This window comes from Halorubrum trueperi, from assembly GCF_042662525.1.
Classification (GTDB): Archaea; Halobacteriota; Halobacteria; order Halobacteriales; family Haloferacaceae; genus Halorubrum; species Halorubrum trueperi.
In genome coordinates, this window is the sequence record NZ_JBHSXI010000015.1 from 1 (window position 1) to 19212 (window position 19212).

At 55.1% G+C, this 19212-nt stretch carries 16 protein-coding genes and 3 pseudogenes; 10 read left to right on the forward strand and 9 right to left on the reverse strand.

Going from position 1 to position 19212, the window contains the following annotated elements; genetic code table 11:
- Positions 1-67: 67 nt before the first annotated feature.
- Positions 68-595: pseudogene (locus ACFQEY_RS13275) on the reverse strand (PH domain-containing protein); the annotation flags it as partial.
- A gap of 55 nt (positions 596-650) precedes the next feature.
- Here ACFQEY_RS13275 and ACFQEY_RS13280 point away from each other — a divergent pair.
- The 5 genes from ACFQEY_RS13280 to ACFQEY_RS13300 all read left to right on the forward strand — a co-directional run bounded on the left by ACFQEY_RS13280 (position 651) and on the right by ACFQEY_RS13300 (position 6146).
- The gene (locus ACFQEY_RS13280) at positions 651-1010 is read left to right on the forward strand and encodes a hypothetical protein (RefSeq protein WP_379769354.1); all 360 of its coding nucleotides are present in this window, start codon (positions 651-653) and stop codon (positions 1008-1010) included.
- 52 nt (positions 1011-1062) lie between these two features.
- On the forward strand, positions 1063-2847 hold the full coding sequence (locus ACFQEY_RS13285; protein WP_379769356.1) for a bifunctional metallophosphatase/5'-nucleotidase: 1785 nt from the start codon (positions 1063-1065) through the stop codon (positions 2845-2847).
- Positions 2848-2911: 64 nt separating this feature from the next.
- Positions 2912-4060, forward strand: a complete 1149-nt coding sequence (locus tag ACFQEY_RS13290; RefSeq protein ID WP_379769359.1) for an MBL fold metallo-hydrolase — start codon at positions 2912-2914, stop codon at positions 4058-4060.
- An 839-nt stretch (positions 4061-4899) separates the two neighbouring features.
- Complete coding sequence (locus tag ACFQEY_RS13295) at positions 4900-5529, forward strand: DUF7437 domain-containing protein (RefSeq protein ID WP_379769361.1); 630 nt, start codon at positions 4900-4902, stop codon at positions 5527-5529.
- A gap of 332 nt (positions 5530-5861) precedes the next feature.
- Positions 5862-6146, forward strand: coding sequence for a hypothetical protein (locus ACFQEY_RS13300; RefSeq protein ID WP_379769363.1), 285 nt, complete (start codon positions 5862-5864; stop codon positions 6144-6146).
- 323 nt (positions 6147-6469) lie between these two features.
- Here the strand turns inward: ACFQEY_RS13300 and ACFQEY_RS13305 are convergent, their stop codons facing one another.
- Both ACFQEY_RS13305 and ACFQEY_RS13310 read right to left on the reverse strand, forming a co-directional pair.
- The gene (locus ACFQEY_RS13305; RefSeq protein WP_379769366.1) at positions 6470-7027 is read right to left on the reverse strand and encodes a hypothetical protein; all 558 of its coding nucleotides are present in this window, start codon (positions 7025-7027) and stop codon (positions 6470-6472) included.
- Between the two features lie 735 nt (positions 7028-7762).
- Positions 7763-8635 (reverse strand): hypothetical protein, encoded by an 873-nt coding sequence (locus tag ACFQEY_RS13310; protein ID WP_379769368.1) that lies wholly within the window; start codon positions 8633-8635, stop codon positions 7763-7765.
- A 490-nt stretch (positions 8636-9125) separates the two neighbouring features.
- On the opposite strand from ACFQEY_RS13310, the gene ACFQEY_RS13315 reads away from it, so the two are divergent.
- The 4 genes from ACFQEY_RS13315 (at position 9126) to ACFQEY_RS13330 (ending at position 11863) form a co-directional block, all read left to right on the forward strand.
- Entirely contained in the window at positions 9126-9425 is a 300-nt protein-coding gene (locus ACFQEY_RS13315) for a hypothetical protein (protein ID WP_379769370.1), read from the forward strand.
- A gap of 184 nt (positions 9426-9609) precedes the next feature.
- A complete protein-coding gene (locus tag ACFQEY_RS13320) occupies positions 9610-10419 on the forward strand; it encodes a DUF7847 domain-containing protein (protein ID WP_379769372.1) in 810 nt (269 codons plus the stop codon).
- Between the two features lie 89 nt (positions 10420-10508).
- Positions 10509-10961 (forward strand): ArsR/SmtB family transcription factor, encoded by a 453-nt coding sequence (locus ACFQEY_RS13325; protein WP_379769374.1) that lies wholly within the window; start codon positions 10509-10511, stop codon positions 10959-10961.
- A 62-nt stretch (positions 10962-11023) separates the two neighbouring features.
- Entirely contained in the window at positions 11024-11863 is an 840-nt protein-coding gene (locus tag ACFQEY_RS13330) for a DUF7847 domain-containing protein (RefSeq protein WP_379769376.1), read from the forward strand.
- 30 nt (positions 11864-11893) lie between these two features.
- Here ACFQEY_RS13330 and ACFQEY_RS13335 read toward each other — a convergent pair whose 3' ends face one another.
- The 5 genes and pseudogenes from ACFQEY_RS13335 to ACFQEY_RS13355 all read right to left on the reverse strand — a co-directional run bounded on the left by ACFQEY_RS13335 (position 11894) and on the right by ACFQEY_RS13355 (position 16308).
- The gene (locus ACFQEY_RS13335) at positions 11894-12484 is read right to left on the reverse strand and encodes an LURP-one-related family protein (protein ID WP_379769378.1); all 591 of its coding nucleotides are present in this window, start codon (positions 12482-12484) and stop codon (positions 11894-11896) included.
- A gap of 56 nt (positions 12485-12540) precedes the next feature.
- Positions 12541-13176, reverse strand: a pseudogene (locus ACFQEY_RS13340) (IS6 family transposase).
- 553 nt (positions 13177-13729) lie between these two features.
- Complete coding sequence (locus ACFQEY_RS13345; RefSeq protein WP_379769380.1) at positions 13730-14071, reverse strand: hypothetical protein; 342 nt, start codon at positions 14069-14071, stop codon at positions 13730-13732.
- 189 nt (positions 14072-14260) lie between these two features.
- Positions 14261-15089 (reverse strand): annotated as a pseudogene (locus ACFQEY_RS13350) (IS5 family transposase).
- Positions 15090-15165: 76 nt separating this feature from the next.
- The gene (locus tag ACFQEY_RS13355) at positions 15166-16308 is read right to left on the reverse strand and encodes a mandelate racemase/muconate lactonizing enzyme family protein (RefSeq protein ID WP_379769382.1); all 1143 of its coding nucleotides are present in this window, start codon (positions 16306-16308) and stop codon (positions 15166-15168) included.
- 123 nt (positions 16309-16431) lie between these two features.
- Between ACFQEY_RS13355 and ACFQEY_RS13360 the strand changes: the two genes are divergently transcribed.
- Positions 16432-17274 (forward strand): fumarylacetoacetate hydrolase family protein, encoded by an 843-nt coding sequence (locus ACFQEY_RS13360; protein WP_379769384.1) that lies wholly within the window; start codon positions 16432-16434, stop codon positions 17272-17274.
- Between the two features lie 83 nt (positions 17275-17357).
- Here the strand turns inward: ACFQEY_RS13360 and ilvD are convergent, their stop codons facing one another.
- Positions 17358-19064, reverse strand: a complete 1707-nt coding sequence (ilvD, locus tag ACFQEY_RS13365) for a dihydroxy-acid dehydratase (protein WP_379769386.1) — start codon at positions 19062-19064, stop codon at positions 17358-17360.
- Between the last annotated feature and the right edge of the window lie 148 nt (positions 19065-19212).

The following is a 19212-nucleotide window of genomic DNA, read 5'->3' on the forward strand; positions in this document are numbered from 1 at the left end:
TCTCGAAAAGTAGCCTCGATAAGCCGCCGCTGTCACGTGGTCCTTCGCTTAGCTAAAGACGGATGGCTTCAAGAGTAGAGCGGATCGCAGTGAGTTCGACGAGGATCTCGTCAAGTACATCACGCTTGGTTTCACCCGCGTCCGTCGTCGGTTCACCACGGCTGCCCTTCACGCGTTTGTTAATGAGTTCCTGAACCGCGCGCGGTTCAGGGATTGACTGGAACTGCATCTCGATACCGGAGCCGCCAGCGGTCGAAATATCGACGTTTCCGTAGCCGAATCGAGAGCCGAAGAATCCCTGGCTGTAGGAGGTGTTTTGAACCTTTCCGAAATCGATGCGCTGGACATCACGTGAAAGGATTCCCGTCTTCTTGTACAGCCCGTCGGTCGTCACAACGCACTGCGTATTCTCGCGCTGCAGATAGCTCCCGGCAATGATGAATAACCCAACGAGGATGAGAGAGAGGGGCACTCCAACGACAAGCGCTGGGATCAAGCTACTCTTGTGCGGTTTTCCAGACCAAACAATTTCTTCATCCTCGTCGAGGGTTAACCAGTCGGTAGTTTCAGGGTCGATAGTAGATGACTCGGACATACGAGGCACTTTGCCAGAGGACTGTATTAAACTCCCGACAGGACGATAGCGATTGGTGCTTGTTGTGCCGTTCAGACTCGTGATGAGTCCACTCCCCCGACACCGACTCTTAATCTACTTCAGACCGATGCACACGTATGATACGATACTCGGCGCGCTCGGCGTTCTCACGGCGCTCGTTCCGAACCGGATCGTGGACGTTTTCGAGGCGATCGTGGTCGAGAAACCTGGCGAAAACACCGTTCATCCGTGGTTCAGTCTCATGATTCGGGCGGAAGGTGTAATGTTCGCGCTCGCCGCGCTCCGTGACGGCCGCCTCTACGCGTGGCTGCTGAATCTCACCGGCACTTCGACAGTGCCAGTAGTTGTGAGTGCTGGGCTCGCGTTCTTCGATATTCGAGTATCGTCTGAATAATTATAACCGGACATTCCGAACATTCGATGTCTGTAACGACAGTCACATCACGATGAACGAGCATGAAACAGATATCGGCGAGTGGCGGTCCCTCGGCGGCGCCCCTGTTGGAGACGGAAGCGATGACACCGACCTGGTCTTTGCCCACGTCAGCGACCTCCACGGGCAGCTAACGCCGCGCTATCAGGTCTACTACGACAACCCGACGTCGAAGCCCGACTTCGGCTTCGGAGACGACGACCGCGTCATCGAGCGTGGCGGCGGAATCTCCCTGCTCGCAGCGAAACTCGACGAACTCCGCGAGCACCACACCGTTTGTACGCTCATGAGCGGCGATACGTTCCACGGCACCGCCGTGACTACCTACACCGATGGACGAGCGATGCTCGAGCCCATCAACGACCACGTCGCGCCCGACGTCTACGTCCCCGGCAACTGGGACTACTCGAACGAGGCCGCCGAGGAGGGCAACTTCCTGGAACTGATGGACACACTCGACGCGCCTGTTCTCGCGAACAACCTCTACGACTGGGAGACCGACGAGCGATTGTACGACGCCTACAGCACCCTCGACGTCGGCGAGTTCTCTGTAGGCGTCGTCGGGATGACGAACCCGTACGTCGACCGGATGGCACCCGCGTTCTCCGAGGGGAAGTACCGATTCGGCAAGCACCCCGAACTCCTCGAAGAGTCCGCACAGGCAGCCCGCGAGGACGGCGCGGATGTCGTGGTCGCGGTCACCGAGATCGGTCTCCCATGGATGGTCCAAGCCGCCAAGGACTGTCCGAGCGTGGACGTGATGTTCAGCGCGCACACCCACGAGTACACCTACGACCCAATCGTCGTCGAGGAGACTGAAACCGTGGTCGTCGAGTCCGGCATGGGCGAGGCGCTCGGGCGCGTGGACCTCCGCGTTCGGGACGGAGAGGTACAGTTCCGCCACCACCTCTACTGTCTGACCGAGGGCGGCGAGCACACGCCGGAACCGGACCCCGACGCGGAGGAGACAGTCGAAACCGCGCGTGCGCCGTTCTTTGAGGACGACCCAGAATTCGAACGAGGGGCCGGCACGCTCGACCGCCCGCTGGACGCGGTCGTCGGCCGGACGGAGGAACCACTCTACCGGCAGTCGTTCCTCGAGAGCGCGTGGAACACGCTGTTCAACGACGCACTCAGGGCCCACTTCGATACCGACCTCGCCGTCTCGCACGGGTTCCGGTACGGGACTGCCATCCCATCCGGAGAGATCACGCTCGGAGAACTGTACACGTTCTTCCCGATGACGACGCCCGTCGCCCGCGGCGTCGCCTACGGCCAGCAACTCACGAACCACATGGAAGCGTTCCTTCAGGACAACTTCACGCCCTATCCCTACGACCAAGAGGACGGTCGTGTCCGCAACTTTTCCTCGAACGTCGAGGTGACCGTCGACCCGACGGCCAAGCGCGGCCGTCGCCTCGTCGAGCTACAGGTCAACGGCGAGTCGGTCGACCCGGAGGAGACGTACTCGGTGGCGACGTTTCGCCGGCCCGGCGACCCCGAACACGACCTCGGCAACTGCGGGTTCCCGTTCCAGGACGTCGAAGTCGAGGGCGGGACGATACCGGTCGACGTCATCGTCAAGTACCTCGAGGAGCACTCCTCCATCGACTACGAGGTGATGGGGCTGGTCGAGACCGCCGACGACGGCGGTCGAGCCCAGAACACGCCTGCAGACGGGCCGTATCCGTTCATCCAGCCCGGCGTCGACTACGCGGCCGGCGAGGCGTACTGCGAGACGTCCATGATTCCGCGCGGGAACGCGTTCCCCGAAGAAGGGCGTAATCGAACGCGCTAGGCGGCGACGGCGCACGCGACAGATCCGACGAGCGGCAAACTCGACAGCACACAGGTGAGATACGATGGTCAAGAACATCACTGCGGAACAACTTGCAGACAGGATTGACGCCGACGAACAGTTCACGCTTATCGACACGCGTCCCGAGGACAGCTTCGAGGCCTGGCATGTACGCGACGCAGAGAACGTTCCGTACGACCCTGACGAGGGGCTGAGCGAGGACCAACTGAACGAGGTGAACGCGCTGGTCGACGGCCGACCGATCGTCGCTATCTGCGGGAAGGGCCTGACGTCGACACCGTTCGCGTTCGAGTTGGACGAGCACGGCCACGACGACGTCTCTATCGTCACTGGCGGTATGGAGGCGTGGAGCAAACTCCACGAGATCGTCCCCATCGAGACGTCCAGTGACGACCTCGTCGTTCGGCAGGTCCAGCGACGAGCGAAGGGTTGTCTCGGCTATATCGTCGGATCGAAAGAGGCGGAGGAGGCCGTCGTGTTCGATGCGACCAGACAGACCGACCAGTTCAAAATTGCTGTCCAAGACGCTGGGCTCTCGATAACGCGCGTGTTCGATACGCACGTGCACGCCGACCACATCTCAGGCAGTTCGGCGCTTGCCGATGAGATCAGCGTGCCCTACCACCTCGGCGAAGCAGCCAGTGAGCGCGGTGTCGAGTACGAATACGAACCGCTGTCAGATGGGGAAACTATCGAGGTCGGTGACATCGAGATCGAAGCCTTCCACACGCCGGGTCACACCTCGGAGATGATGAACTACCTCGTCGACGGGGAGTTCCTGTTGACGGGCGATACACTGTTCGTCGACTCCGTGGGGCGGACGGAACTCCAGTTCGGTGATGACGACGCCTCCCACGGGGCCGAACTACTGTACGACTCACTGCACGAGACGATCCTCACCCTTCCGGACGACACGGTAATCCTGCCGGGCCACCTCACCGTCACGAGCGACGGCCGCTACGAGAACGGCTCGCCGGGCGAACCCCTCGAGGCCCGGATCGGTGACCTCCGCGACGAACTCGACTTTCTCGGGCTGGACCGCGAAGCGTTCGTCGAGCGCCTGACCGAGGGCGCCCCGGAGAAACCCCCGAACTACGAGTCAGTCATCGCCATCAACACCGGCAAAGAGACCGTCAACGACGAGGGAGAGGCGACCGAACTCGAACTGGGGCCAAACAACTGTGCCGCGTGAGTGACATCCACCGCGTCGTAACCGGAGAGGAACCAGAGGTCCCTCACTCGGTAAAAGTACTGAGACTGGGTCCCCGTCAGAAACCGGGTCGATAACACCTCGACGCCAAGCGAGTCTGAGGACGGTCAGTGACGCTCGATGCGACTGTGATAGACTCGTTTACCGCTGCTCACCCCGGTCGATTGCGTCTAACACTGACGAACCGGACCGATGGCTTGCTCCTATCGTGGGGGTGCGGCGTGGCATCGACGGTCCGTTCACCGCGATCGGGGGAGTCGCCAGGTCGACGAGCGGGATATCTCGGCGTCCGCGGAAGCTGTCGTGCAGACTGACGATACTGTGGGAACCCCAACTACCTCCTGGATCGGCCCCACGAAATAGCACATCGCATACTCTAAACCGGGAGTAGCAGACAATTGTGTTTCTACATAGCAGTTGGTTCACATGTGGTTGCGTGAAATCAACAATGAGCAACTGCTGGATTGATCCTCTGTATTCAGCATGGCCCCAGGAACATATCACTGATTGAGGATTTCAACAGAGCCGAACAGACTTTTCTCAATCGATTTCACAAACGTCGGGATCTACAGGCCAATAACCGATACCGGTTTCAATACGAAGTCGTGCGGAGCTTCGTTTTCTTGGTGAAGAGAAAGAATAATTATTCCGTGATAATTTTGAATTCAGTGGCTCTGTTGAAATCCTATTCTTCGATGTGAATTCTCTTCTGAAACATACTGTCGAGGAGAGTTGCGTACTGGGCGATTCGTGAGTTCCCTTGATTGATTGGTCACACTGGTCTCCAAACACTCTAGACTATAGTTCGCGTACTATGAACTATGTCGAACGCTCCAACTCCCATTCAACTACCGGACGCGGGACACACCCCACACCGGTTTTTCGTTATCCAAGACCTGCTGGGGACTCCTGATCTCGCGCGGTTCTACACCGATCTCTTAATTCACTCCCCGACAACGGTCACAGCAGCCCGCAAACGTCAGAGCCTCTCGAAGAGTACTGGCTACAAGTACGCGAATACACTAGCCGAGTTAGGTGTCGCAGAGGAGTTGGATAAGTACGAAGACGGTTCTTCACTCTGGCGTGCCGAACCCGTGAGTGGAGCTTGGACAGAGCAAACAACTCTCGCACTCGGCCCCGCCATTATTGCGGTCTATGGCGCAACGAGTGTAGACGACGATCTCGAACTGTTCGTTGACCGCCACGGGAAGGCCGCGCTCGCACCGACGGTTATGGCCACGCTCGCTTACCTACAAGGAGATACGACGCGTCGTGGTGTCGCGGATGACCTGGGTGTCCCTGCCGTGGAAGCCATCGCGGTCACTCAAGCAATTGAGCGGATCATCGCCGTGATGAAAAACCACGACCCAACCATTAGCGACATCACGTTCGAGGTAGACGTTCACGACCGCGCAATCAAGCAGGGACCGTACCAGCGGGCCAATGAGTGAAGATCACCCGTCTCCGTTCCTAACAACCCTCATTCTCGATACAAGCTTTCTTCGAACGATCTGACGAACAGAATTCATTTCGCATCAACCATTCAGACAGCACGTCAGAGACGAAGGGACTGACCCGTATCTACCACCAAGTGTCATAGACGAACCTGCGGAGCAACGTGGATACATCAGTATACACAGTCTGTACTGAGTGATTGGAGGTGAAAAACTATCAACTGTCAAGGGTTTCAACAGACCCCACGGGTCGTACGTCCGTATCTCTGGAAACGGCTCACCGCAATTGAGTAGGAACATTGAGGGGGATAAGCAGAGAGTGGAGAGCCATGAGTCCTACCGTCCAAGAACTTCGAAACGCAATTCGAGTAGCGACAGGTCGCTTCGAACGGGAGGTCGAGGCGTCGTTCACGAAGGAGGAACTGCAAGCGGTTTGTGAGGCACTCGGAGTCGATGTCGACAAGACACGGCGATCATCAACATCGCAGAAGCGACGACTCATCCGGGCGCACGTCGGCATCACCGAGTCACTTGAGGCGGCCGACGACTCCACCTTCCGGAAGGCCGATCTCCAAGCGATCGCTGACGGAGTCGGGGCCTCATTCGAGTCGTAGCCACCAATCGCCCAAGCAATCTGGCTACTGCAGTTCCCGACCTGACTCCTCAAGTGAAATCGCCTTCTTCTGACCGACTCGCGCGGTGTGTCAAGGCCCTGCCGCAAAGGCGGCCGAAGGGGGGCCTACCGCAAAGCGGCCCTGCTCCAGAAGAACTGCCCAAAACAGTCGACATCCAATTCCGCACAAGCGGGTACTACGGAGTTGATACAACACCGGTGGTCAAACCGGGAACCGCAGCGAGGAATCCGCCAAATTAGTTATCGTGACACGCAGCGTCCGAACGAAACTGACGGTGCTGTCAATTCACACCGTGAGGCGAGTTAGTCTAAGAGTGTCACCTCCGCTGCGTAGTTCATGTGCGGGGTTTGACGGTCGCGGTGTTCGACGACCGCGTCGTATAATGCTTCCACGCAGATACCCTGCATCGTTGCCTCCACGTCATCACTTACATCGTTACGGACGTGCTCGTCGATGAACTGAGTTACTGTCTGTTCTGCCTCAAGATAGCTGGCTTCATCTTCGAACGCGCTCCACGCAGTGCGTCCGCTCCCCCCGGCAAGCCCTTCGTGAAGTCGTTCCCTGACGACGTGGTCCGCTCCGGTTTCCCACGCCGTTATGAGGTCGTCTGCGACATCCTCAGCGTACCGAACGAGTGCCGTAAACGGTTCTACAGGTCGCCCAACCGCTTCGTGACTGTCGATCGCGTCAAGTGCTTCATGGGAGATCCGATCAGCAACATGGTCCCGGTCCAACTCCAGGATTCCAACCTCAAGGGTTGCGCCGTAATCCGTGACTGTAAGCCCAGTTCCGCCACCGGCCTCAGACCACGTCCGAACCGCAATCCACTCCTCGCCAGTCCTCATGAGGTGGTCAGTCACACCCCGATCCGAATCGTAATCCCGGTTATGAACATGAACCGTCACATCACAATCCCCCGAACGGTCGTGCTTGAGTGCCTCCCGTGCTTTCGCTTCGATCGTTTCGAAACGCTCACTGTATTCATCGCTCTGGTCACCGCTGTCGTCAACGTCTGGTGAATGATTTCGTGTCATGGGTATCGCGTGCTAACCGCTATCCGCACCGCAAACACGCGACGTCCGATGACGCGCTGGCCCCGCGTCAGCAAAGGACTATGATACCAGGATTTTGGGTATCAGGTGAGCTTGCCAGAGAGGTCTACGCATCGTCAGCCTATAGATGCACGAATCTTCTCGGGCGTCGCATACCTACTCGACTCACCGGATCACGGATAAAACCTTGCCCCGCCGATCTCAAACAGACCTCCAGTAAGATGCGTAGTGCCCAAACAGTGGGTTGGGCAATTTGCTACCAGAGTGGCTGATGTCGGCGTGTGATCCAGAACGAGAGCACACGCCTACACTGGTTTCAAGAATGAATTTCCCGCCCCCTAAGAAACGATGTTTTAGCGGCACTCATATACGAAACTGGGGATGGGAATACGCCCGAATTCATCGTAATCCCTATTCTCTTGATCATTTTCTTCCTTCAAATTTACCTTATTGGTACTCTCATCATTGGAAACGTCATAAATGGATGAGTCCCTTGTACGGACCGCAACTGGGTCACAATCTATCAACGGGTGGGGATTTCACTCACGGATAGACAGCTAACTCGAATTCGTACCAGCTCCCGTCGTAGATCGCGTACATATTCGGAAACGTCGTATACTCCCCATAGTCGCTGTGGTCCCGTACGTGATCGGCGGTGTTGAGTTGGGTGAGGACTTCATCGAGTCCGTCTGACATCGGTGGCGACTCCTCGTAGAATCCTGAAATTGGCCGTCCCTCCGTCGCCGTGTTGAGTACGTCCGTCGCCTCTGTAGAAAGTGAAACCGTTGAAAAGTCGACTTGGAGAACGGTGTTGCGCACGTGTTGCTCGTATTCAGACCGTGGTCCCCCTATCGGCTCGGCAGTGAACGTCCGTTCAGTGACGGGGATGGTATCCTGCTCCGCTCGGGCTTGGAACAGATGGTCATTATGTTGCAGATACTCGAACGGGGGTGATGGGACGAGATCGCTAGCTTCGGAATCAAGGTGGTGGTGATACGTGACGCCGCGTGAACCGGGCTTCTGATCACCGACATCGATCGCCGGGTTTCGGTCTGCGGCGGCGGCTTCCATCGCCCGCTGTAGTATCTGCTGGTCACGATCGGACAGCGACGCGATCGGGACAGTTGCCGGATCGGTACCGTCGGGCTGTTCCGAATCCTGTAAATCCAGGTAGAATTCCCACCAATCTCGTTCGACGGTGCGAACCATATCGACGTGGATTCGGTAGTACTGGTCGCCGTCCATAACGAACTGGGAGCGTTCCCGTTGCTCGGAACCGAACTCGTACTCGTAGGCTAACTGGTAGTTCAGTACCGTGACGGAACCACTCGCAAGCAATTCGTCGTAGACGGTACGTTTGTATTCCTCGGGATAATCGATAGCGAACTGCGCGTGTTGTGCCGTCGGATCTTCCATTAGGAACGCCTCGTACGGATCCTCTGCCGGGTAGGCACTCAATCGAAATCGAGAATCACCGGACGATATACAGCCAGCAGCACTCGTAACTCCCACTGCCCCAAGTGTCGTCAACAGCATTCGTCGCGTATATGGAACTCTCATTAACGACTCATTTTCTATAGGAGCGGGGGGCAAAGCGTCTCTGCAGAAGTACTGTTCGAACGGTAAGCAAGACGTGGTACATTCTCACGAGTATTCAGCTATCGCTGGGGAAAACGTTTCAATTCCTCGGTAACTAAAATCGAGTTTGACCTTTGCATCGCTTTCATCGAGACTGCAGTGATCGTGAAAAGCGCATAAAATGTACTGGTTGCCCCGTTGATGACGAATACCTGTGTCTCATAAATAGTGTAGACCAGTCGGTATGGGTTGTCCGCTAGTATGATACAGTTGGATTTCGTGTTTGCTTTGCCACATTTATTTATCCTCTTGAGAGAAGGCGTTCTTGATGCCCTCCAAAATCAGGGATTTTGTAATGAGTGAACCGTCTGGACGGTCCGCTGCAGCGGTGATGTTCTCCGGCGCACTCCTTTTCGTCGGTATGTACGTCTACTTCGGAGTGTTTGGCGACTCCTCCACAACCCATGAACTCTTCCTTGCGGGATCGTTCGCACTGTCTGGGACCGCCGAGTCTCTTCCCAAAGACCGACGGCGAGCAGCTGGGATTCTCCGTGTGACGGCGATTCTCATTCCGCTGAGTATGATCGCTATCATCGTTATCGCGCCTGAAATCATCAACCCGCGGTAGGAGTGGTTTGTATTCGCTTTGTTGGACAGAGAAGATTGCGTTCACGGATCGAATACTGCGCGTGGCTTCCTCGTCGTACACGACAGGACTTGCTCTTCGAAGGAAGCTCGAACCTCGACGAAGCTTAAAATCTGGTTTTGATACTACGTTCGACCTAATGTGACAGCGGTAATCCGTAGATACGATGATCATCGTCTCCGCATTCAACGATGGATTCACCGCCCTCCGCGCGAATCCAATCCTGCTTGTCGCCGGCCTCCTCGTCGGGGCCGGCAGCCAGTTGCAATACGTCGATCACCTAATTGAACAACCACTCCTCTCGGCAGGCGTGTCGCTCGCCTGGCTGATCGTCTTCCCGTTCGTTATCGGCGGATTCCTCGGCACTGCCCGAGTTGCGATCGACGGAACAGACGCGTCACTCACCCATTTTTTCACTGCAGCCCGGACACATTACCTTCGACTGCTCCTTGCAAGTATGTTGTTCGTGCTACTCGTGTTTGGAACCGCTATCGGACTCGGGGTCATCGGGTTCGTCCTCGGTATCGGGGCGATGGCGATCGCCCCGATTAACGAGATGGCCGCGTTCGTCGCAGGGATTATCTCGCTGCTTATCTGGTTGGTGTCGATCCTCGTTGTCATGATGTTCGTACAGTTTTACGATACCGCGATTGTTATCGAAAACAAGAGCGTTACTGCCGCATTCCAGAGAAGCATCAGGCTCGTCCGTTCAAATCTGAGAAGTGTCGCCGGATTCTCGCTGGCGTGGGTTGCCCTTATGAACGTTTTCTTCATCCCCGAATATCTGCTTCAGTTGATGCTAACGGACGCTGGGCCGGATGACGTATTACCGATTGATCTCGGAATACCGCTCGTTGTCCTGCTGCCTATCGGGATCGTCCTTACCACGGTTGGATTCACGTACTTCCATACAGTGTACACGGCCTACTACATGCGACTGATCGCTGCCTCACCAGCCGCCCCGGAACCAACATAAACACCTACCAACAATTACGACCGACCGTTTCGAACAGTCCCTGACTGAACCAGAGGCCGCAACCGACATCCATAGAAGCTAACCCCATCATGGCACGACTCCTCCCAACTCAAACAGACGCTACTGTCGAACGAAGCGATACTCCCGCTGTATTGAGTCTCGACGACGACGTGACACGAGATGTGATCGAAGCGTTGTCCTCCGAAACCGCATACGAGATCTTTCGGCTGCTCAATGAGACGCCAGCAACGCCGGCACGGATCGCCGAACAGCTTGACCAGAGCGCGCAGACCGTTCATTATCACCTGAAAAACCTCAAATCGGCCGGCGTTATCGAAATCACCGACACCTGCTATTCGGAGAAAGGCCGTGAGATGAGCGTGTACGTTGTGTCGGAAGACCCGACGCTACTCTTTCTCGGCACCGAGGATGATCGGCCGAGTCTCAAACGTGCGTTCAAATCCTTCGCCTCGCTACTCGGCCCTCCATCGATCCTGCTTGCCGCCGGCGAATCCATCTCCCAGTTCGTCACTGTCGAATGAGCGGGCAAACCGACGCACCGACCCGAAGCACTTCTACCTGTCACGGCATAACCACGGGTGACGTGGCACCGACGATTAAGGCACGAGATGATATCGATGGCTGTGGCTGCCTCGAATGCCGCAACATCGATACAACGGCAACCCGCCGAACGGTTCTCGATACGTTAGTCTGGTCCGTTCGTCTGTTTCGATCCTACCCGTCAATCGTCGCTTTTGCGAGCGTGATTATCCTCACCAACCGGCTTCTCGAAACGGACAGTATAAACGTACTCCCGCTGCCCGCAATCGGCGTCTTCGAGACGCTGACAGCGTTCGCGTTCATCGTCTTGATTCGAGCATACGTGGGAACGATCGTCACAGGAGAACTGACCGGCGCTCCCGTGACGATACGCGAAGGATTCCGTCGAAGCCTCGCTCGAACGCCGGCATTAGTCGGTTTGATCCTCTTCATCGTTTTTTGCGCTATGACGATCCCGTTCCTCCTGTTTCTCCCCCTCTTGGTGCTGGTCGGTGCGATCCCGGGCAATCCCGTAGAGATCGTTGGCTTTCCGGTTGCTGCAGCAGTCGGTGGCATCGTTTTTGCCGTGCCGTTTCTCTTCTTGTTGTTCAAGTTCTGGTTTGCACCGGAAGCCTGCGTTATCGGCCGGTACGGTCCGATCGAATCGCTCCGGGTGAGCTGGCGCATCACAACGAACTACCGAGGAAAGTTCGTCCTCGCAGGGGTGATTGTAATTGGAAGTGCACTTAGCCTCTATCTACCGACAATGTTCCCCGAACTAGGTGCGAGAGTGGCCCCAGTGTCTCCCGTTTTAGAGGCTATCTCGACGAGCGTCGGTGAACTGCTCTCGATCGTCTGGGCAAGCGCGTACGCACACATCTACGTCCAAGGAGTTATTTCGTGAATTTGGAGAAATCCCATGAATTCAGTTCGCTTATATCGCATCGATGACGATCGCTGCGATCACGATCGGCTCTGTCGGGATTGAACTCGTATCGGTGAGGTCGATTTCGTACTGATCGAAGTCGAACAGTGTGAATTCGCCAGTGATGGTACCGATCGAATCACCGTTGGCGTCTGATATCTCGTACTTGTGTGCGAGGTATTGGCCTCCCGGCAGGAGTTTCCGCGCGAGTGAGACGGGTGCGCCGCGAGAGTTAATCTCGGCGAGTAGTGACTGGTCGTTCGCGTCGCTGAGCCGCCACGTGTCTTGCAACACCGAGAGATCATTTTCAAAGATAACGAGCTCTTCGTCGGTGCGACTGTCAGTGAGGAGGTAGTCTCCGGCGATATCCCACGTATCGATCGCTTTCACACGACAGATCTCAGTCCCATCTTTATCCACGAATGGGAACTCGTCTTTTTTCTCGTACATTTGGTACGTGGTTCGAAAAAGCGTGTTTCCCGTAACGTCCCTCGCTTCGTACTCGGGTCGAAAGTTCTTATCACGGTCAATCTGCTCGACAGTATACTGACTTCCGGAGAGGTCGATCGCAGAGAGGTCATACTGTTGGAGGGCTGTCATCGTTCGATACGCTCACCCGTGGCAAAAATAACTACCGCCTACAGTAGCGGTAGTGTTCAGATAAGCTGATTCCATGAAAAAGCAAACGATCTGAGCCACTCGTCAGCAGTTTCTGCTTTGGCATTGCTGAAACAGTTTGAGAAACAGGTAGTTCAACGTTTTATCTCACGAAAGACACGTTCGATACTGTTTCGATTTCCATGTCGTTTGTATCTAAAATCGAAATCGTGTTTCCGACTGGCTTGCTGAAGTGAAGCTGAACCATCAACGAAAACAGTTGCGTCGTCTACATTGTGTTTGTTGCGGAGTTCAGCAACAAATCGATCCGCGAGAGCGTTAATTGTTGTCGATTCAAGCTTTGTATGGAGCAGATCCTTCGTTTTCGGATCGACAGCAGCGTACAGCCAATACTGTTCATCATCAAGTCAAATCACCGTCTCATCAACCGCAACGTGATTCGGACTTCGGCCTGATTTTGGCTGTAGATCGGCCTTGTGGCCCCAATTATGAACGGTGGAGCGAACCCGATCAACACCAAATACCTCAAGAAACGAAACAGTATTTGAAAGCGATAAACCAGCCAAATGAAGCTGAATACTGAGCTTCATTAACAACCTCGGTGTTGCATCTCACTCCACAAACTCTAAGTTGATCTCGTCTAAACAGCCGCCGAGGCGGTCGTTTTCGGGCATAGATCACTTTGAAAACGCACCGCCTCACCTTTCAATCCTTATCTGAACACCCCCGCAGTAGCACACCGTTGTCAGTGACCCACGACTGAAGTCGTGGGCTTTCGCCTTGCATCTTTGTGATTTAATTGTATACCCTACCGAAAAAGACACAGATCTGCCGTTTGAATCCTGCAACGACACGTGACAGCCAGCATAGACACCGCGCGCGTCTTGGTGCCTGACCGGCGAGGAACGTAGTACCGGTCGCACGCTCCGGCAGAACTCGCTGTACAAGGTGCATCCGTTGCGGGTATGGGAAGTGATCCGATACGCAGTGACATACTCATCACTGACGCGACCATGTGGTTACTCATTTAGTGGACATTGAATTGAAACTATGACAGACGATACCGATCCTGCATCGTCGGACGAAGATAACGAGGAGCGGGGAAAATTGGACAAGGTCATCAACGTCGTTCTGGAATTGCTCGGCCTGATATGAGACTTACTGGGATGGATACACATTGAGCGGTGTTCTAATCGGTAGGGTTATCCCCTGTACTTTTCCTTTCAGCTAGACGTTGCTGGCACGCCGATTGAACACGTTGAGGATCGACTCAGGGTAGCGCAGGTGTGGGAGTCGGATTTCTCGATCGGAATGCCCGACGACTCTGGAGGTGTCAATCCAACGACGAATCGGCTTTTGTTCGACGCGTAATCCAGTTTCGTCCCACGGCTCAATTCGCCACAACCGCGTTCGAAACAGTCGATCATAGGCGACGATCGCATTTCCCTCATCGGAGACCCGATATTCGATGCCGCCGTACCGCAACCCGTAGTCGATTGTGAGTATCCCCGCCGGAACGATCAAACTGGCCACGACAATAGCGAGCACAGTGTTCCAGACGTGCCCCATTGCGAAAAGGAGCACAATGAGCAAGGGAAGGCTTTCATTTAGTAGAATTACAGGATAAACATATAACTCTCTGAGGATTTCAACAAAGTCACTCTTTCTGCTTCGCTACTGTCTTTACAGCAACATAATCTCACAGCCTTCTGCGAATTTAACAGAGGGCTCTGGTGAATCGCCAGAAGGCGTTTGATTTCACTGTTTCACGGCTCGCTTGATGTTGTAGACCGCACACGTCAGGACGATCTCTCGAAATTCGCGGTACCACGCTCGGGCACGCACCGCATGGCCGAGCGTCCGCTTGATCGTCGAAAAGACGGTCTCAGACAGTGCTCGTTGGCTATACAGAGACCCATCGATGCGCGCGTTATGCGCGCAGTCGATGGGTCGGAACTCGCGGTGCTTGATCAGCGGTCTCACACCCTCTTCGCGCAATTTCTCGCGTAATCTCTTCCAATCGTAGCCTTTGTCGGCGGCGAGGCTGGCAATCTCGCCCGCCGTAACGCGGGCGAGATTGCCAGCCGATCTGCGTGTCGTGACGTTTCTCGGTCGTACAGTGAACGTCGAGCACAGCTTGTGTTTTCGTATCGACGAGCGCGGTCGTTTTCAGCGTTTGAACGCGGTAGTTCGTCCGGCGGCAGTAGTGCTTGCTGGCGGTTTCGCGGTCGAAAAACGTCGCGTCCATCGCGGCGTGATCGGCGGTGTCGTGCAGCTGCGCTGAGAGGCGTAGCAGCACTCGCCAGATCTTCATCTCTAACCTATCAAACGCCTTCACAAGCGTGGAGTGATGTGGGAGATCGCCCTCTTCGAGGCCGATCTCGGCCAATATTTGTGGCATCTCGCTCAGCAGATCTAGCGTTTCACGGTACGGTTTCACCAAGTAAATCCGGAGACAGTGGAGCGAAACGACGGCGTAGTCGGCGAAGCCCCTACCCCCTTCGGGGGCGGCGGCTTCGCCTCGGCCACCAACAGCATTTTTAGCTAACCGTACCGCTTTGCTTGTGAAGCGGGAGATTTTCGACATAGGCATCGGCAGTCTCCCGCTTCAACTCCTTTGAACTGACGACCTATCCCGACGCAGTATAGCGATTCACCAGAGCCTAACAGAGCAGTTTGGTCCTATATTTCGCTATTGTGTCGCGGTCAAGGGTGACACCGAGTCCAGGATCAGTCGGGACAGATACGTACCCGTCCTCGACATCAAGGTCCTCCTCGACGACATCCCAACGAAGCGGAGAGTCTTCGATACAATACTCCAGCAGCGGTGCGTTCGGATTGGCTGCGATCAGGTGGAGGCTTGCAGCGACTAAGATATCAGTGCTGTATCCGTGAGGCAAGAACGGAATCCCACTTTGGGCGGCAAGAGACGCGATCTTGTTCATGTGTGTAATACCGCCCGACCGGGCTACGTCCGGCTGTACCCCGTCAACATTTCCGCGAGAGATGAAGTCTCGAAAGCCGTATGCCGTATACTCCTCCTCGCCACCGACAATCCTAGTTTCAGTCGCGTTGCTGATCTCTGCGTAACCTTCGACATTGTCAGCGAACACCGGTTCTTCCATCCAAAAGAGGTTGTGGGCCTTGTCGAGAGATTTCGTCGTCTTGATCGCACGTTTGGTATCCCACCCGTAGGTCATCCCTGCATCGACCATGATGTCAAAATTCGGCCCCAAAATGTCTCGGGCAGCTCCGAGCAGTTCATGATCATGCTCTACATCTTGACCGAAGCTACCCCAGCCGAACTTCACAGCGGTGAATCCATCTTCAAGGATTTGCTCAGATTGCCTGCGCATGTACTCTGTATTCATTGGATCCTCAGGAAACAGAGTACTTGCGTACGCACGTACCTCATTGCACTTTTTGCCCCCAATGAGTTTGTGAATTGGCTTGCCAGTCACTTTGCCCATAATATCCCATAACGCCATGTCAATTCCACTAATAGCCGTAATGGCAGCTCCCTTTCGTCCGTAATAGTAACTCTTGTCAAACATCTCGTCCCAAAGTACCTGTACGTCGAACGGATCTCGCCCAACGACGACCTCTTTGAGACCGGTAGATTTGTCGTGGGAGCGCGGGGCGTTTACGATCGCCTCGACGACCGCCGGAGACGAGTCGGCTTCTCCAATACCGGTAATGCCTTCGTCGGTTGTAACTTCGATAATTGCCGCATCTTGCGTCCCATTCGCCACATCCTCCACGTTGGAGAGGGATAACGTGTGTACGATGACGTCCGTAATCTCCATGTAAATCCTCTGTTTCGGACGTTACAATAAATAATTATGTTGCGTCTGGGACTAGTAAGCGATAGGCCAGTGAGACAATAGAAAAGGGAAAAACCCAATACAGTTTGCTATGATTTCTATGACATGCGGATTGGACGATTCCAAGTCGACGGACAGTCACGAATCGGCGTCTTCGAAGACGAAACAGTCAGAGATGTTACATATAAATTCGAGTCCTTCCGCGATGCCCTCTTACGACCACGGGATGCCGAACACGCCGAGGGAAAATACTTTGACATCAGCGAAATTACTTATCTCCCGCCAACGACCCGCCAGAACACAGTGTTCTGTGCAGCGCTTAATTACGAAGCACACGCCGAGGAATCGGATAGCGCCGTCCCCGAACGACCACTCATATTCATGAAGCTGGCTCGCACGTTGGTCGGTCATCAAGAACCAATCTCTTATCATACACGAGTGACCCAAGAAATCGACTACGAGGCCGAGCTCGCAGCGGTGATCGGCGAGCGTGCCCGGCATGTCTCGAGCGAAGAGGCCTTGGAGTACGTCGCTGGATACACCATTATCAATGACACCTCCGCCCGTGACCTACAGTTGGAGCTCGAAGTCGGAGAGGACAACCTACTCGATTGGTTCTCGGGCAAAACTATGCAACGGACAACACCGGTCGGTCCCTCCATCGTCGTCGATGAGATCAACGATCCACAAAACCTCTCGATCGAGTCCCGCGTAAACGGCGAGACAATGCAGGACGACAACACCGGTATGATGATCCGTACCGTCGCCGACCTAGTGGCATTTGTCTCCTCACGTGTCGAACTCAAACCCGGAGATATCATCGCAACCGGTACGCCAGAGGGCGTGGGTGCCTTCCAAGACATCCAGCTCCATAACGACGACACCGTTGAAGTCGAGATCGAGGACATCGGTAGGCTCGTCAACACCGTCGAAGAGGTCAACGAGTAACCGTCCTAGGGGCTATCGTACACTCCCCAGGATCACTTGGAAAGCACATTCCAAATACTGAACCATGCCATTGCAGTCGGATCCTACTTGTTCCATCGGGGTTTCGTGATTGCACCTTCTGAAGCCGATTCGAACATCGATCCATACTTCGCGAGGACACCAGAGGAGTCGTCAGATGCAGGCGGTGTCCAGTCATCAAGCCGATTGTTGATCTCCTTTTCGGAGACATCGATATCAAGTCGTCTCTCAGGAATGTCGATGGTGACTGTGTCTCCCTCCTCAACAATGGCAAGCGGACCACCGTCGAACGCTTCCGGGGCCACATGTCCGATCATTGGTCCTCTCGTCGCCCCACTGAACCGCCCATCTGTCACGAGTGCAACATCATCTTCGAATCCTTGGCCGACAATCGCTGTCGTCGTCATAATCATCTCGCGCATACCGGGACCCGCACGGGGCCCCTCGTATCGGATGATAATCACATCACCAGAGTTTATCTCGCCGTTTCGAACGGCGGCGTCAGCGTTCTCCTGATTGTCGAAAACACGGGCTGGACCCTCTATCGAAAAGCTGGACTCGCCGGTAACTTTGAGAACAGCTCCCTCTGGCGCGATATTCCCAAAGAGGACGACGATCGCTCCCTGTTTGTGGATCGGATCGTCAAGCGGAGTTACGACGGTCGAATCAGTATTGGGGAGCGATACATTGTCGAGAGCTTCGGCAAGCGTCTTCCCCGTGAGGCGCTTTGTGTTTCCATGGAGGTGTCCGCCCTCGTACAGCCGACGAAGGATCACCGGAACCCCACCCTCACTGTGGAGATCCACCATGTGGAATGTCCCTCCCGGCTTGAGGTTCGTTATGTGAGGGGTCTCACGCGAAATCCGATCGAATGTCTCGATGTCCAGATCTACTCCGGCCTCGTTGGCCATCGCGAGGAGGTGAAGAACTGCATTGGTCGAGCCGCCCACCGCATTCAGGACAGTGATCGCGTTCTCGAACGCCTCGTAAGTGAGGACATCAAGCGGTCGAATATCCGATTCAAGGGCCTCCATAAGGAGTTCTCCGGCCTCAACACCAACGTCGCGTCGCTCGTCACTTACTGCCGGTGGCGTTGCCGATCCAAGCGGCGCTATCCCCAGTGTTTCGGCAATTGTGGCCATCGTGTTGGCGGTGTACATCCCAGCACAAGAACCGGGACCGGGACAGATCACCTTCTCGAACTCTTTAATCTCGTCCGCGCTTATCTCCCCTTTGCTGTACTTCCCGAGCGCTTCCTCGATATCCTGCATGGTGACCGGTTCACCCTTGTACTCCCCAGGAAGGCGAGTCCCACCGTAGAGGAACACGCAGGGGATGTTGAGCCTAGCCGCAGCCATCATCATTCCGGGAAGATTCTTGTCGCAACCGGCTACAGTAACCAGTCCGTCAAGTTTCTCTCCCTCCGCAACGAGTTCCACTGAGTCGGCGATAATCTCGCGGGAAACGAGAGAGGTTCTGTTCCCGTCGTGTCCAGTACTAATGCCGTCGCTAATAGTTACCGTTCCGAACTCAAGAGGAGTTCCACCTGCGTTCGAAATACCTCGCTTCGCCGCTGACGCAATATCGTCGAGGTGAACATTACACGGTGTGATCTCGGCTGCCGGATTGGGTACCCCGATGAGCGGCTTCTTGAGGTCCTCTTCCGTCAAATCCATCCCGTAGAACATGGCTCGATGGGGAGCCCGTTCAACACCTTCAGTAACTTCTTGACTACGCAATTTCTCTGGCACGAACAACTTGTTGATTGCCACCTTGATAAAATATATTGTTTATTCGAGGATGTGTGACTCGAATTTAGTACAATTTATTAATATATAAATTAATTTGAAATTGAAAGTACTGTTCTCGATTCTAGTATAGGCCATCCTATAGATACTCGCTACAGGAACCTCGATAGCT

Bases quoted from the DNA above. Each gene is read 5' to 3' on its own strand.
- ACFQEY_RS13335 (WP_379769378.1), bottom strand. From the start codon at position 12,484: ATGACAGCCCTCCAACAGTATGACCTCTCTGCGATCGACCTCTCCGGA.
- ACFQEY_RS13355 (WP_379769382.1), bottom strand. From the start codon at position 16,308: ATGGAGATTACGGACGTCATCGTACACACGTTATCCCTCTCCAACGTG.
- ACFQEY_RS13310 (WP_379769368.1), bottom strand. From the start codon at position 8,635: ATGGAAGATCCGACGGCACAACACGCGCAGTTCGCTATCGATTATCCC.
- ACFQEY_RS13345 (WP_379769380.1), bottom strand. From the start codon at position 14,071: ATGGGGCACGTCTGGAACACTGTGCTCGCTATTGTCGTGGCCAGTTTG.
- ACFQEY_RS13325 (WP_379769374.1), top strand. From the start codon at position 10,509: ATGGCACGACTCCTCCCAACTCAAACAGACGCTACTGTCGAACGAAGC.
- ACFQEY_RS13285 (WP_379769356.1), top strand. From the start codon at position 1,063: ATGAACGAGCATGAAACAGATATCGGCGAGTGGCGGTCCCTCGGCGGC.
- ACFQEY_RS13315 (WP_379769370.1), top strand. From the start codon at position 9,126: ATGCCCTCCAAAATCAGGGATTTTGTAATGAGTGAACCGTCTGGACGG.
- ACFQEY_RS13360 (WP_379769384.1), top strand. From the start codon at position 16,432: ATGCGGATTGGACGATTCCAAGTCGACGGACAGTCACGAATCGGCGTC.
- ACFQEY_RS13295 (WP_379769361.1), top strand. From the start codon at position 4,900: ATGTCGAACGCTCCAACTCCCATTCAACTACCGGACGCGGGACACACC.
- ACFQEY_RS13320 (WP_379769372.1), top strand. From the start codon at position 9,610: ATGATCATCGTCTCCGCATTCAACGATGGATTCACCGCCCTCCGCGCG.
- ACFQEY_RS13290 (WP_379769359.1), top strand. From the start codon at position 2,912: ATGGTCAAGAACATCACTGCGGAACAACTTGCAGACAGGATTGACGCC.
- ACFQEY_RS13300 (WP_379769363.1), top strand. From the start codon at position 5,862: ATGAGTCCTACCGTCCAAGAACTTCGAAACGCAATTCGAGTAGCGACA.